Here is a 13,780-nt window from a genome sequence, read left to right on the forward strand (position 1 = left end):
CCGCGGATGGCAGGAGTTCTCACCCATGACAGAGCGCAAGCCCATTGAATCGTGGCTGACCGATATGGACGGCGTGCTGATGCACGAGGGCGTTCCGGTGCCCGGGGCCGATGCCTTCATCAAGAAGCTGCGCGACTCCGGCAGGCCGTTTCTCGTGCTCACCAACAATTCGATCTACACGGCCCGCGACCTGCACGCGCGGCTGAACCGGATCGGGCTGGACGTGCCGGTCGAGAACATCTGGACCTCGGCGCTGGCCACCGCCAATTTCCTGGACAACCAGCACCCCGGCGGCACGGCCTATGTGATCGGCGAGGCGGGGCTGACCACGGCGCTGCACGACGCCGGTTATGTGCTGAGCGACGCGGACCCCGATTTCGTCATCCTGGGCGAGACCCGGACCTATTCCTTCGAGGCGCTGACCAAGGCGATCCGGCTCATCAACAACGGGGCCCGCTTCATCGCGACCAACCCCGACAACACCGGGCCTTCCCCGGAGGGCGCGCTGCCCGCGACGGGCTCGGTGGCCGCGCTGATCACCAAGGCGACCGGCAAGGAGCCGTACTTCGTCGGCAAGCCGAACCCCCTGATGATGCGGACCGGCCTCAACACCATCGGCGCCCACTCCGAGACCAGCGCGATGATCGGCGACCGGATGGACACGGACGTGCTGGCGGGCCTGGAGGCGGGGATGGAGACGTTCCTCGTGCTCACCGGGCTGACCGGCAAGGACGACATCGACCGCTACCCGTACCGGCCGACCCGCGTCGTGGACTCGATCGCGGACCTGGTGGACCTCATCTGAGCGGACGGCGGGCCCAGTTCCCGTACGCGGACGGCGGGCGCGGTTCCCGTAAAGGGGCCGCGCCCGTCGCGCGTCAGGAAGCCAGCCGGTTCTCGATCAGCTTCGTCCACTTCTCCTTCTGCTCCGGGTCCTTGAGGTCGACCTCCCAGTCGCCGGCGCTCATGCGCAGGCTGTCCGGGCCCATGTTGAGCTGCTTCAGCAGCTCCCGTGCCGTCGTGCGCACCTCGTTGTCGCCGCCGTTGGCCAGGTCGTACAGCTCGCCCGCCATCCGCTGCCGCTTGCCCGGCCCGACGGACTTCCAGAACGCGAGGGCCTTGGCCATGGCCTGCGCGGGGGTCAGCTGGGTGGCCGACTCCACGGCGGCGGGGTCCGCGCCCGGCACGGCGGGGGCGCCCTCGGCCTGCTCGGCGCCCGCCTCGTGGGCGTCCTCGCCCGCCTTCGCGGCCGCCTCCTGCTCCGCCATGATGATCTTGTACCGCTTGCGGACCGACTTCCACGCCTTGTAGAGGGCGAGCCCGCCGAGCAGCAGGGCCGCGGCGGCGGCCAGCCCCCAGCCGACCGGCGACGACACGGCGATGGCCCCGGCGAAGACCGCGATGCTCACCCCCGCGCCCGCGACCTTGACGAGGTTGCCGGTGGCCGACACGCCCTTCTTCACCCGGCGGCGCCCGCGCTTCTTGACCGCGTACGCGCCGACCTCCGCGATCCGCTCCGCCGACTCCTCGTAGGCGGGCGCCTTCTCCGCCGCCTCCGCCTCCAACTGCTCGATCTGGGCGGTCAGCGCGGCGACCTCCGCCTCCAGGCGGCGCATGGCCGCCGCGTTCTCCGGGCCGCCATCCGGCCGGGACGACGAGGTCGGGCGGGACTGCCGCTCGGCCAGTTCGGCACGGGGCGCCGACATGGCCGCGCGAGCCCGGGCGATGTCCTTGCGCAGCAGCTTGCTCTCGATCGTCCCCTCGTACTTCGCGGGCGGCGCGTTCACCCCGGCGAGGTTCCGCTTCATGCGGTGGGTGCGCACCACGGAGCGGATGTCCCGGACGACCTTGCTGATCGAGATGACGATCGTCAGGGCGCCGGCGGTCTCGCCGAGCGCCGACGGAGCGACGTTCCCGGCGACCTTCAGGCCGCCCTTGGCCATCCCGATGCCGTCGCTGACGGTGGTGCCGATGTCCTGGACGGCGTCGCCGCCCTTGCTGTTCCGGTCACGGCGCAGGGAGCGCCAGTCGACGCCCTTCTTCTCCTTGAGCTCGTTCAGCCCGCCCTGCGCCTTCAGAGCCCCGCTCGTGTCGCGGACCGTGGCCACCGAGTCGACCGCCCCGCCCATGACGTCGGTGGCGAGCGTCCCCTCGACCGCCCGTGCGGTCCCCGCCTTGTCCGAGTCCTTGGCCGCCTCCGCCCACTTGCCCGACACGGCGGGTGAGACGACCCGGCTGGAGCCGAAGTCGATGGGGTCGAGGAGCTTCTTGACGGTTTCGAGCTTCTCGGACGGCTTCGACAGCAGCTTCCTGACCCACTTGCGCGCGCCGTGGGGTTCGGCCGCGGCCTCGGCGGGGGCGGGCGTCCCGGTGCTCTGGGCGGCCGTGGGCGCGGGAGCGTTCTCGGTGCGGTCCGTACGCTCGGCCGGCTCGGCGGACTCCGTGCGCCCGGACAGGTCCGCGAGCTCGATCTGGTCCGTGCTGCCCCCGGCCGGCTCCGTACGGGCGGGCCGCCCCTGACCGAGCGTCTGCACGACGGCGCGGTTCCCGGCCGCGGACTGAAGGGCCTTCATGCGGGCCGCGTGCCCCGTGCCGGACGCCGCCGGACGGCCCGCGGCCCGCGCCGCCGGACGGGCCTCGACCCGCGTGCCCGCGGCAGGGGTACGCGGACGTTCGTCGTGCGGGCGCATCGCTGCCATCCTTGGCGTGATTCCGGGTGGACGGCGTGATGATCGCGAACATATGTGCCCGTCAGCAAGAGCGCACAGGCACAGTCGAGGGCACTCTTCGGTGCCCTGCCGGTCATCAGGGCCCGGCAGTTTTGACGGTTTTGGCGGTTTTGACGGTGACGGTGCCGTTGCTCGTGGTCAGGTCGAGCCGGTGCGCGCCGTGCGGGTCGTCGGGCACGTCGATGTACTTGTGACCGTTGCTGACGTGCGCGGACACCTGGTACGGGCCGGTCGGCACGGTGAGGGCGATGGTGCCGTTGGACGTCTTCGCGCGGATGTCCAGGGCGACGGCCGGGGTCAGCTCGATCGGGCCGTTGGTGGTCCGCGCCGCGACGCTCCCGCCGCGCAGCCGCCGCCCGGTGATCCGGCCGTTGGTGGTCCGTACGTCCACCGCCCCGGCGACGCCGTCCAGTGCGACGGTCCCGGAGCTGGTCGTCACGTTCACCGCGCCCACGTCGGAGAGGCTGACCGGTCCGTTGGCGGTCTGCCCGCTCACCGGCAGCCCGGCGGGCAGCTCCACCGTGTAGTTCACGGCGCAGTCCTCGCCGCAGCCGCCGAGCACCAGCACGCCGCCCTCGACGCGGTGGGTGGCCTTCTCCGGCCGGTCTCCCTTGTACTCGACCGAGCGGTGCACGGACACCTTGCCCGCGCCCTTGCCGCCGCGCAGCGTCACGCCGCCGGAGCCGCTGTCCAGCCGTACGGCCCTGATCTTCCCCGAGACGCTCGCGTCGTCCTCGAAGGTCGAGGCGGACTTGGGGTCGCACGCGCTGAGCCCGCCCGCCCCGATCCCGGCCGCCACGACCACCCCGAGCACACGAATTCGCCGGCGCACGTCAATTCCCCCCGTTGGTGTAGGAGTTGCTGGTCACGGAAGGCTATGGCGGGCGCTCGGGGCCGGACCATAGGGCAGGCCCCCGGATCAGGGCTATTGCCTGCACACTCGACACGGGCCCCGGCGGCTGTCGTGCGCACGTGAATCGCCCGGTCGCCGTACGCGCACGAACCGACCAGTCGCCGTACGCGCGCGAACCGCCCTGCCCAGCGCGGGCGTTCAGCTTCCCGTGGCCGCCTTCCAGTCCGCCACATACGACCGGAGGTTCTTGTCGAGGTCCGCCCAGTCCGGCTGGAAGACCTCGACGCCCTTCATGATCCCGGCGAGCGCGGTCGCGTTCTCGTCGGTGGCCTTGATGTCCGTACGGGCCGCGAAGCCGCCGCCGACGGCGGAGACCTCCCGCTGCACGTCCTCGCTGAGCAGGTAGTCGAGGAGCTTCTGGCCGTTGGCGGTGTGCGGGGCGCCCTTGACGAGCCCGGCCGCGTACGGCAGGGCGAAGGTGGTGGGTTTGCCGGCGGCGCCCGCGGCGGGGAAGAAGATGCCCTGGTGGGGCATGGTCTTCATGTTGGCGTAGTTCATCTGCACATCGCCGTTGGCGACGAGCAGTTCGCCCTTGTCGGTCTTGGGCGCGAGCTGCCCGGTGGACGAGGACGGGCCGACGTTGTTGGCCTGGAGCTTCTTCAGATAGGCCATGGCGGCGTCCTTGCCGCCGAAGTCGTGCATGGCCTTGACGAGCACGGCCGTGCCGTCGCCCGCGACGCCCGGCGTGGAGTACTGGAGCTTGCCCTTGAACGCGCCGTCGAGCAGGTCCTCCCAGCTCTTCGGGGGCCGCTTGAGCTCCTTGCTGTTGTAGATGAAGCAGAAGTAGTTGTCGACGACGGCCGTCCACGCACCGCCGGCGTCCTTGTTCCCGGCCGCGACCCGCTCCGATCCCCGCGGCTTGTACGGGTCCAGCAGCCCCTTGCCGGACGCCTGCTGGATGAAGGGCGGGAGGGTGACGACGACGTCCGCCTTGGTATTGGACTTCTCGCGGGTCAGCCGCTGCACCACTTCCCCGGAGCCGCCCTCGACGTAGTTGACCTTGATGCCGGTCCGCCGCTCGAAGTCCTTGAACACCTTGTCGTAGAACCCGTCGCCCTTCTCGGACTTGAGCCCGTCGGCGCTGTAGACGGTGACTTCCTTGGCCTTGCCGTCGGCGGTGGAGGCCCCGCCGCAGGCGGTGGCGGTGACGCCGAGTATCAGGGCCCCGACGGTGGCGGCGATCGGCTTGAGGTGGCTGCGCATGACGTGTCGTACTCCTGGGGAAAGAGAGGTTTCTCGAAAGGGCTGACCGGAACTCACCGGTAGCCGCGGCTCACCGGTACGAGGCGCGGGTGCGGACGCGGCCGACGGCGAGCAGGACGAGCAGCGTCGCCGCCATCAGCACCACGGCGAGGGCCGCGCCCGCGAAGAGGGCGCCCCGGTCCGTAGCGGCGAAGATCTTGACCGGCAGGGGCAGCCAGTCCGGCGGGTAGAGCATCATCGTGGCGCTCAGCTCGCCCATGGACAGCGCGAAGCACAGCCCGGCCGCGGCGGTCAGGGACGGCAGCAGGAGGGGGAGCTTGACGCGCAGCAGTACGTACCAGGGGCGCGCCCCGAGGCTCGCGGCGCTCTGCTCGTACGCCGGGTCGAGGCGGGCGACGGCGGCGGAGACGGACTGGTAGGCGAAGGCGGTGACCAGGATCGCGTGGGCGGCGATCACGATCTGCCGGGTGCCGTTGAGGAGGATCGGCGGCCGGGAGAAGGCGACCAGCAGCGCCAGCCCGACGACCACGGACGGCACAGCGACCGGCAGCATGAACAGCGCGTCGATGACGCGCCGCCCGCGCCGGCGCAGCGCGTCGGCGGCGAGCGCGGCCCAGGTCCCCGCGGCGAGGGCGAGAACCCCTGCGGCGAAGGCGGTGACGAGGCTGGCGGTCAGGGCGTCGAGCGAGTCGCCCCGCGCGATGTCCTGATAGTGCGTCAGGGTCGCGCCGGACGGGAACGCGCCGCTCCACTCGGTCGAGAAGGACGCGGCCAGGATCACCAGGAACGGCAGCGCGAAGACCGGCAGGAAGAGCACGAGGAACAGGGCCCGGAGCGCCCAGCGGGCGGCGCGGCTATGCACGAGCATGACGGGCGCCTCCGGCGGCGGTCACGGTACGGGCGACGAGGACGCGGTACAGGCCGTAGAGCGCCGCCGACAGGGCGACGCTGACGACCGCGACGACGCACGCCCCCGTGTAGTCGCCGTCGAGGATGGCCTTGCTGTACACGAGCATGGGCAGGGTCGTGACGTCCTTGGCGCCGGTGAAGAGCACGATGCCGAATTCGTTGAGGCACATGACGAGGACGAGGCTGCCGCCCGCCGCCAGGGAGGGCAGCGCCTCGGGCAGGATCACCTGCCGCACGATGCGCGCGGGCCGCGCGCCGAGCGAGGCCGCGACCTCCAGCTGTCCCGTCTCCACCTGCGAGAAGGCGGCCAGCAGCGGCCGCATCACGAACGGCGTGAAGTAGGTGATCTCCGCGAGCAGCACGCCGTAGCGGGTGTGCAGGAAGTCGAAGGGTCCGCCGGCCGCGCCGGTCGCGTCCGTCCACAGGCCGTTCGCCATGCCGGTGGTGCCGTAGACGAAGAGGAGGGCGAGCGTGATGAGGAAGGAGGGGAAGGCGAGAAAGATGTCGATGAACCGGCCGATCGCCTTGCCCCCGGGGAACGGCACGAACGCGATCACGAACGCCAGCGTGAACCCGAGGACGAGGCAGCCGGCGGTCGCGCCGACCGCGATGACGACCGTGTTCACCAGCGCGTCCCCGAACGACGCCTGTCCGAGCACCTCCCCGTACGCGGCGACGGAGTGCCCGCCGCCGTCCGGCGACACGGACTGCCGGACGACCAGCGCGAGGGGATAGAGGAAGACGAGGCCGAGGGCTGCCACCGGGGGAAGGGCATAGGCCCAGGCGGGCACGGAAAGCCGGCGCGCCCCGCGGCGCTGTTCGTCGGGTACGGCCCGGGGGCCGTGGGCCACCGCTGCCTGCTCGGAGCGGTATGGGCTAGTCATCGGACGCCCCCGCCGGCAGGAGCACCGCGTCGTCCGCGGCGAAGTGCAGGGTGGCCTCGTCGCCGAGTGCCGGGGTTTCGCGTAGTTCCCGCACGTCCGCCTTGACGCGGTGGCCCGCGATGTCGACGTACAGGCGGTGGGTCGAGCCGCGCCACTGGACCTCGGTGATCCGGCCGCGCAGGGCGTTCGGTCCCGGCCCGAGGCCGATGAGGTGCGGCCGTACGCACAGGGTGGCCGTCGCCCCTTCGGCGGCGTCGCCCGTGGCGACCGTGAGCGCCGTGCCCGCGAAGGCGACGCCGCCGGAACGGACCGTGACGGGCAGCAGGTTGGAGTTGCCGACGAAGGCGGCGGTGAACTCGGTGCGCGGGCGGCGGTAGAGGTCCTGCGGGGTGCCGCAGTCCTGGAGCCGGGCCTGGTCCATGACCGCGATGCGGTCGGCCAGCGTCAGCGCCTCGACCTGGTCGTGGGTGACGTACAGGATGGTGACGTCGGGCAACTCCCGGTGCAGTCGGGCGAGTTCGGCGAGCATCCCGGAGCGCAGCCGCGCGTCGAGCGCGGACAGCGGCTCGTCGAGGAGCAGCACGCGGGGCCGGATCGCCAGCGCCCGCGCGATGGCGACGCGCTGCTGCTGGCCGCCGGAGAGCTCGCGCGGATAGCGCCTGGCGTAGGCGGCCATGCCGGTCATCTCCAACGCCTCGGCGACGCGGCCCGCGATCTCGCCGCGCGGCGTCCTCCGCGCCTTCAGGCCGAAGGCCACATTGGCCGCGACCCGCAGGTGCGGGAAGAGCGCGTACTGCTGGACGACCATCCCGACGCCCCGCCGGTGGGGCGGCAGCGCGGTGACGTCCCGGCCGCCGATCAGCACGCGCCCCGCCGCGGGCCGTACGAATCCGGCGACGGCCCGCAGGGCGGTGGTCTTGCCGGAGCCGGACGGCCCGAGCAGGGCCATCACCTCGCCCGGTGCAACGGTGAGGTCGAGGCGGTCGAGCACGGTGTTCTTCCCGTACGCGACGGAGACGCCCTCGAAGGCGATCCCGCCGTCCGGCGGGGCGAGGACCGCCCCGCCGGACGTGGTCGACGTCGTCACGTCCGCGTCTCCGGGGATCCGGACGGGCGCCCGGTCTCCCCCGCCGCGCGGGAGAGCAGGGCCGGGAGTTCGGCCACGGAGTCCAGGACGTGCGTCGCGCCCGACTCGCGCAGCGCGTCCGCGCCGTGCGCGCCGGTGAGGACGCCCGCGACGACGCCCGCGCCCGAGCGCCGCCCGGCGATCATGTCGTACGAGGTGTCGCCGGCGACGGCGATCTGCCGCACCCCGTCGGCTCCCCCGGTGCGCAGCAGCGCGGCGAGCACCATGTCCGGGTACGGGCGGCCGCGGCCGCCCGCGTCGGCGGGGCAGAGGGTCAGCTCGACCAGGTCCCGCCAGCCCAGCGCGTCGAGGATGGCGTCCTGGGTGACGCGGGCGAACCCGGTGGTCAGCACGACCCTGCGGCCGTCGGCCTTGAGCTGCTCGATGGCGTCCTGGGCGCCGGGTACCGGCGCGCACCGGCCGTCGGCCACCAGCTTCCCGTAGGTCGACTCGAACGCGGCGTTGGCGCGCTGCGCCCGCTCCTCGTCGCCGAAGAGGTGGCGGAAGACGGAGATCTTGGACTCGCCCATCGTGGCGCGTACGTAGTCGAGCTTCGCGGCGTGGTCGGCCGAGCCGGGCTCGACGCCGAGGGTGCGGGCGGCGGCGTCGAACGCCTGCTCCACGAGGCCGCCGTCGGCGACGGTGGTGCCGGCCATGTCGAGCACGACGAGCTGAATATCGTCCGCCGTGTCGCGTGCGGTGTCCTGCGCGGTCATTCTCTTCACCATCCCAGTTCGTTCGCGGTGCGCTCGGCGATCGCCGGAGAGCAGGTCATGCCACGGCCGCCGGGCCCGGTGACCAGCCAGACCCCGTCGCGCACCTGCTGCCGGTGCACGACGCGCGCGGTGTCGGTGCACTGCGCGTACACCCCGGCCCAGCGGCGGCGGACCGCGGGCAGCGGGCGGCCGAGCAGCCCTTCGACGACCCCGGCGAGGTGCTCGTACGGGTCCTCGACGACGTCGAAGTCGAAGGGCGCGTCGTACTCGTGGGTGTCGCCGATGGTGAGCCCGCCGTCGGCGCGCTGGACCATGAGCAGTTGCGCCCGGTGGCCGGCCGCGGCGGGCGGCTGCTGCTGCGCCGCCGCCATGGCGTCGAGCGCGCCGCCCGCGTAGGCCGGGTAGTAGCGGAAGCTGTCGCCGTCGGCGACGGAGGTGGTCAGCGCCTCGCCGAGCGGGGCGGTCTGCATCATCTGGAGCCGTACGCGCCGTACGGGCAGGTCGGGGGCGAGCTCCTTGACCAGGCCGCCGAGCCAGGCGCCGGTGCACAGCACGACGGCGTCGCCGATGTACACGTCGCCGTGGTCGTCGCGGACGGCGCGCTCGCCGGTGACCTCGCGGACCTCGCGGCCGCCGAGGAAGGTGTAGCGGCCGGACTCCAGCAGCTTGTCCTTGAGGGCGCGCTGCGCGACGCGGGGTTCGACGGCGGCGTCGCGCTCGCAGTGCAGGGCGCCCAGGACGGCGCTGCCGCGCAGGGCGGGGTTGGCGGCGCGGGTCTCCTCGGCGGTGAGGAGCGCGTAGCCGCGGGCGGCGGCGTCGGGGCGGGCGGCGGCGGCCTCGGCGACGGCGAGCTCCGCCGGGCTGGTGAGGACGGTGAGCGAGCCGTTGGCGCGGAAGCCGAGGCCGGGCACGCGCTCGCCGACGGCCTCCCACAGCTCGCGGGCGCGCAGCGCGGTGTCCAGCTCCTCGCCGCCGGCCCGGCCGCTGACCCAGACCAGCCCGAAGTTCCGCACCGAGGCCCCTCTGGCCTCGGCTTCCCGCTCGATGTGTACGACCTCGTGGCCGCGTTCTATCGCTTGCCAGGCGTGCATGGTCCCCACCACGCCGGCTCCGACGACTATGACTCGCATGACCGGAACGCTCCTTTGATCGGGTGGCCCGCGGCGGACCGGGAGGCGGCGCCGCGGTGAACAGGCCGCGAAGTTTGGCCTAGACCCGTTATCCTTCCGTGATTCCAATGGCGAGGGAAAGGGCGGGAAAGCCGTCCCCTTCGGTGACTTTCACCACAGATGCGGGTGAGACTTGGGGGCACGGGACCGTTTGGGTACGCACGACCTCACCCTCACAGGAGGAGAACGATGCGACACGGTGACATCTCATCCAGCCCGGACACCGTCGGTGTCGCGGTGGTCAACTACAAGATGCCCCGCCTGCACACGCGGGCCGAGGTGCTGGCGAACGCCCGCCGGATCGCGGAGATGGTGACGGGCATGAAGACCGGCCTGCCCGGCATGGACCTCGTGGTGTTCCCGGAGTACTCGACCCAGGGGATCATGTACGACGCCGACGAGATGTACGAGACCGCCGCCACCGTGCCCGGCGAGGAGACCGACATCTTCGCCGCGGCCTGTCGCGAGGCGGGCACCTGGGGCGTCTTCTCGCTCACCGGCGAGCGCCACGAGGACCACCCCCGCAAGCCCCCGTACAACACGCTCGTCCTCATCGACGACCGCGGCGAGATCGTCCAGAAGTACCGCAAGATCCTGCCGTGGTGCCCGGTCGAGCACTGGTACCCGGGCGATTCCACCTTCGTCTCCGAGGGTCCCAAGGGGCTGCGGATCTCGCTGATCATCTGCGACGACGGCAACTACCCGGAGATCTGGCGGGACTGCGCCATGAAGGGCGCCGAGCTGATCGTGCGCTGCCAGGGCTATATGTACCCCGCCAAGGACCAGCAGATCATGATGGCCAAGGCGATGGCCTGGGCGAACAACTGCTACGTGGCCGTCGCCAACGCCGCGGGCTTCGACGGCGTGTACTCCTACTTCGGGCACTCCTCGATCGTCGGGTTCGACGGCCGTACGCTCGGCGAGACCGGCGAGGAGGAGTACGGCGTCCAGTACGCGCAGCTGTCCGTCTCCGCCATCCGCGACGCGCGCGCCCACGACCAGTCCCAGAACCACCTGTACAAGCTGCTGCACCGCGGCTACTCGGCGCTGCACGACGCCGGGGAGGGGGCGGCGGGCGTGGCGGACTGCCCGTTCGACTTCTACACGCTCTGGACGACCGACCCCCGCAAGGCCGCCGAGAACGCCGAGGCGATCACGCGGGACACGGCGGGGGTGGCCGGCTGCCCGGTCGGCTCGCTGCCGGTCGAGCGCCCGCGCGCGGAGTGAGCCGAACCCCGCGCCGAGGCCCCCGGCCCCTCAGCCCTCCTGGTCCGAGCCCTCCAGGCGCGCGGTGAAGGAGAAGCGGTCGCCGCGGTAGAGCGAGCGCACCCGCTCCAGCGGCAGCCCCTCCGTGTCCCTCGACATCCGGTGGATCAGCAGCATCGGCAGCGCGGGCGGCGTCCCGATCAGCAGCGCCTCGCGCGGCGTCGCGAGCACCGTCTCCAGCCGCTCGTCCGCGCTGCCGAAGCCGATGCCGAGCCGGTCGCGCAGATAGCCGTAGAAGGAGGAGTCGGGTTCGAAGTCCGTATCCAGGTGCGGAACGCGCTCCACCGCCACGTACGTGCTCTCCAGCCCCACCCGTTCGTCGTCGGCGAGCAGTACGCGTTCCATGTGCCAGACCGGCTCGCCCCGTTCGAGCCCGAGTTCGGCGGCGAGCGCGGCCGAGCAGGGGGAGCGCTCCAGGCCGATCAGCCCGCGGCCGGGGCGGCGGCCCTGCCGCCGGACGCCCTCCATGTAGCTCGCGAGGGACAGCGGCTGCTCCAGCTTGGGCCCGGCCACGACCGTGCCCCGCCCCATCCGCCGCAGCCGCCCCTCCAGCAGCAGTTCGCGCAGCGCCTGGCGCACCGTCTCCCGCGAGACCTCGAACCGCACCGCCAGATCGCGCTCGGTCGGCAGCAGCCCGTCCTCCCCCAACTCATCGAGCAGGGCGGCGACTTCGACCTTCACCGCGTAGTACTTGGGGATGCGCCCGTGCTCGGGTATGCCGGAGCGGATCGGTGCGCCGGGCGCCTGGTCCATCAGGTAGTCCACTGGGTAGTCCACGGCGTGATCCTCGCACCTCAGCGCCGCTCCCGCCGCGCCCCGGCCAGCAGCGCCCCGCCGCCGAGCACGAGCACGGCCGCGGCGACGCCGAGCCCCAGGAGAGGGGTGCCCGAACCCGTGTCGGCGAGGACGGGCGGCGCGGTGGCGCGGCCCCCGGTGTCGTCGTCGCGGCTGCCCCCGTCGTGGACGCCGTCGGAGGGGCGGCCCGTGCTCTCCCGCGGCGGCCGCCGCCCGGCGGACGCGTCCGGCCGCCGGATGGTGAAGGCGTAGTCGCCGGACCGGCCGGCCCACTCGCCGTCGTCGGAGCGCCGCCGCACGGCGGTGACGTTCTCGGTGACCGGCCCCTCGGGCGCGGTCCCCGTGAAGCGCTGCCGGACCGGCACCACGACGGTCCGCCCGGCGGGGACGGTGAAGCCGGGGAAACCGGACGCGCCGGGCGAACCGCCGCCGAAGACCCCGACGTTCTCCGCCTCGTCGGTCCGTACGAACCGCACGGGCCGCCAGCGGCGCTCCCGCGCGTCGTAGAACTCCATCCGGATGTCCTCGGGCCGCAGGGCGCGGCGCCGGTCGGCGAGGACCGCGACGGGGTGCACGGCGCGGCACCCCTCCCCCGCGGCATCGCGCAGCTCCAGCCGCCAGCCGCGCCACCCGGCTCCGCTCTCGTACGCGTCCGGGCCGCCGCCGAGCCGCGCGGAGACCGGGGACCGCTCGCCGCGGGCGGCGCCGCACCCCGGCGGCTTCCCGCCGGGGTCGCCGGGGGCCGCGAAGGCGACGGCGTCCGGGGCGAGCACGAGCGCGAGCGCGGCGGTGCTCACGGCGGCGAGGGCTCGGGGCAGGCGCATCGGCGGACCTCCGCGGACGGGAAGTTACGGGCCGTCAGGAACATCGCACCGCCCGCCCCGTCGCCGCCGCACATCCCGGCCGGCTACCCCCGAATGGTCTCCACATCCCGCCCGAACAGCGGATTTCCTAACAATCGGACCGTGCCGGGAACGCCGCACCGCCGGACCGCCCGAACAGCGGCGCCAGCACCAGCCGCGCCGCCCCCTCCACCACCGTGCGCGCGCCGCCCGGGGCCACGGCCACCGGCACCGCGGGCCCGTCCCCGCGCACCGCGTCCTCGGCCAGCACCGCGCCCACCCCCCGTACGTACGTGTCCGCCGCCGCCAGCAGCGTCCGACCGCCGAGCAGCACCCGGCCGACGTCCAGCAGCCGTACGAGGTTGGCCGCGCCGACCCCGAGCAGCCGGGCCGCGCGCGCCGTGTCGCCGGCCGCGACCGCCGCCAGGCACAGCGCCTCGACGCAGCCCCGGCCGCCGCACCCGCACGGCGGGCCGTCCAACTGGACGACCTGATGGCCGAACTCGCCCGCGCCCGTGCGCTCGCCCCGGTACACCCCGCCGCCGAGCACGAGCCCGGCCCCCAGGCCCGTACCGAGATGCAGATAGGCGAAGGAGTCCGCGCCGCCGGCGTCGCTCAGCGCGAGTCCGAGGGCGGCGGCGTTGGTGTCCTTGTCGACGACGACGGGCAGCGCCAGCCGCTCGGCGAGGGCGGCGCGCAGCGGGAAGCCGTCCCACCCCGGATAGCCGGTGACGCGGCGGAGCACCCCGTTCCGGTGGTCGAGCGGCCCAGGGGCGGCGACGCCCACTCCCAGCACGGCGCGCCCCTCCCCCCGCAGGGCTTCGGCCGCCGAGACCGCCGCGTCCACGACGGCCGCCGCCCCCGCCCCGAAGTCGAGCGGAGCGGTGCGGGAGGCGACCGTACGGCCCGCCAGGTCGGTGCGTACGGCCGTCAGCTCGTCCCGGTCGAGGTGGAGCCCGATGGCATGGCCGGCGTCGGGGACCAGGCGCAGCACCGTGCGGGGCTTGCCGCCCGTGGAGGCGCGGCGGCCCGCCTCGGCGGCGAAGCCGTCCGCGCGGAGCCGCGCGGTGATCTTGCTGACGGCCTGCGGGGTGAGGCCCGTACGCTCCGCCAGCTCCAGACGGCTGACGCCGCCCTCGCCCGCGTCGCGCAGCAGACCGAGGACGAGAGCGGCGTTGTGCCCGCGCAGAGCGGCGAGATTGGCTCCGGGATTACTTCTGTGCACCGA

13 protein-coding genes are annotated in these 13,780 nt (G+C 73.3%); 2 read left to right on the forward strand and 11 right to left on the reverse strand.

Annotation, left to right across the window (positions count from 1 at the left end; all coding sequences use genetic code 11):
• Window positions 1-25 precede the first annotated feature (25 nt).
• Complete coding sequence (locus AB0I49_RS12305; RefSeq protein WP_363226838.1) at window positions 26-805, forward strand: HAD-IIA family hydrolase; 780 nt, start codon at window positions 26-28, stop codon at window positions 803-805.
• Window positions 806-878: 73 nt separating this feature from the next.
• On the opposite strand, the gene AB0I49_RS12310 is transcribed toward AB0I49_RS12305, so the two are convergent.
• The 8 genes from AB0I49_RS12310 to AB0I49_RS12345 all read right to left on the reverse strand — a co-directional run bounded on the left by AB0I49_RS12310 (window position 879) and on the right by AB0I49_RS12345 (window position 9,610).
• The gene (locus AB0I49_RS12310) at window positions 879-2,690 is read right to left on the reverse strand and encodes a hypothetical protein (RefSeq protein WP_363226839.1); all 1,812 of its coding nucleotides are present in this window, start codon (window positions 2,688-2,690) and stop codon (window positions 879-881) included.
• 115 nt (window positions 2,691-2,805) lie between these two features.
• Window positions 2,806-3,561, reverse strand: coding sequence for a DUF4097 family beta strand repeat-containing protein (locus AB0I49_RS12315; RefSeq protein ID WP_363226840.1), 756 nt, complete (start codon window positions 3,559-3,561; stop codon window positions 2,806-2,808).
• Between the two features lie 219 nt (window positions 3,562-3,780).
• Window positions 3,781-4,845 carry a 2-aminoethylphosphonate ABC transporter substrate-binding protein gene (locus tag AB0I49_RS12320; protein ID WP_363226841.1) on the reverse strand — a complete coding sequence of 355 codons (1,065 nt, stop codon included), beginning with the start codon at window positions 4,843-4,845 and terminating at the stop codon, window positions 3,781-3,783.
• Between the two features lie 70 nt (window positions 4,846-4,915).
• Complete coding sequence (locus tag AB0I49_RS12325; protein WP_363226842.1) at window positions 4,916-5,713, reverse strand: ABC transporter permease subunit; 798 nt, start codon at window positions 5,711-5,713, stop codon at window positions 4,916-4,918.
• Window positions 5,700-6,638 carry a 2-aminoethylphosphonate ABC transporter permease subunit gene (locus tag AB0I49_RS12330; RefSeq protein WP_363226843.1) on the reverse strand — a complete coding sequence of 313 codons (939 nt, stop codon included), beginning with the start codon at window positions 6,636-6,638 and terminating at the stop codon, window positions 5,700-5,702. Before AB0I49_RS12330 ends, AB0I49_RS12325 begins: the two co-directional genes overlap by 14 nt.
• Entirely contained in the window at window positions 6,631-7,725 is a 1,095-nt protein-coding gene (locus tag AB0I49_RS12335) for an ABC transporter ATP-binding protein (protein WP_363226844.1), read from the reverse strand. Before AB0I49_RS12335 ends, AB0I49_RS12330 begins: the two co-directional genes overlap by 8 nt.
• Entirely contained in the window at window positions 7,722-8,480 is a 759-nt protein-coding gene (locus AB0I49_RS12340) for a phosphonatase-like hydrolase (protein ID WP_363226845.1), read from the reverse strand. Before AB0I49_RS12340 ends, AB0I49_RS12335 begins: the two co-directional genes overlap by 4 nt.
• 5 nt (window positions 8,481-8,485) lie before the next feature.
• A complete protein-coding gene (locus AB0I49_RS12345) occupies window positions 8,486-9,610 on the reverse strand; it encodes a TIGR03364 family FAD-dependent oxidoreductase (RefSeq protein ID WP_363226846.1) in 1,125 nt (374 codons plus the stop codon).
• 228 nt (window positions 9,611-9,838) lie between these two features.
• On the opposite strand from AB0I49_RS12345, the gene AB0I49_RS12350 reads away from it, so the two are divergent.
• On the forward strand, window positions 9,839-10,876 hold the full coding sequence (locus tag AB0I49_RS12350) for an aliphatic amidase (protein ID WP_363226847.1): 1,038 nt from the start codon (window positions 9,839-9,841) through the stop codon (window positions 10,874-10,876).
• Between the two features lie 30 nt (window positions 10,877-10,906).
• On the opposite strand, the gene AB0I49_RS12355 is transcribed toward AB0I49_RS12350, so the two are convergent.
• From AB0I49_RS12355 to AB0I49_RS12365, 3 genes are all read right to left on the reverse strand, one after another.
• Window positions 10,907-11,680, reverse strand: a complete 774-nt coding sequence (locus AB0I49_RS12355) for a GntR family transcriptional regulator (RefSeq protein WP_363226995.1) — start codon at window positions 11,678-11,680, stop codon at window positions 10,907-10,909.
• A gap of 29 nt (window positions 11,681-11,709) precedes the next feature.
• Window positions 11,710-12,534, reverse strand: a complete 825-nt coding sequence (locus AB0I49_RS12360) for a hypothetical protein (RefSeq protein WP_363226848.1) — start codon at window positions 12,532-12,534, stop codon at window positions 11,710-11,712.
• A 127-nt stretch (window positions 12,535-12,661) separates the two neighbouring features.
• On the reverse strand, window positions 12,662-13,777 hold the full coding sequence (locus AB0I49_RS12365; protein WP_363226849.1) for an ROK family transcriptional regulator: 1,116 nt from the start codon (window positions 13,775-13,777) through the stop codon (window positions 12,662-12,664).
• Between the last annotated feature and the right edge of the window lie 3 nt (window positions 13,778-13,780).

Source organism: Streptomyces sp. NPDC050617 (genome assembly GCF_040654795.1).
Lineage (GTDB): Bacteria > Actinomycetota > Actinomycetes > Streptomycetales > Streptomycetaceae > Streptomyces.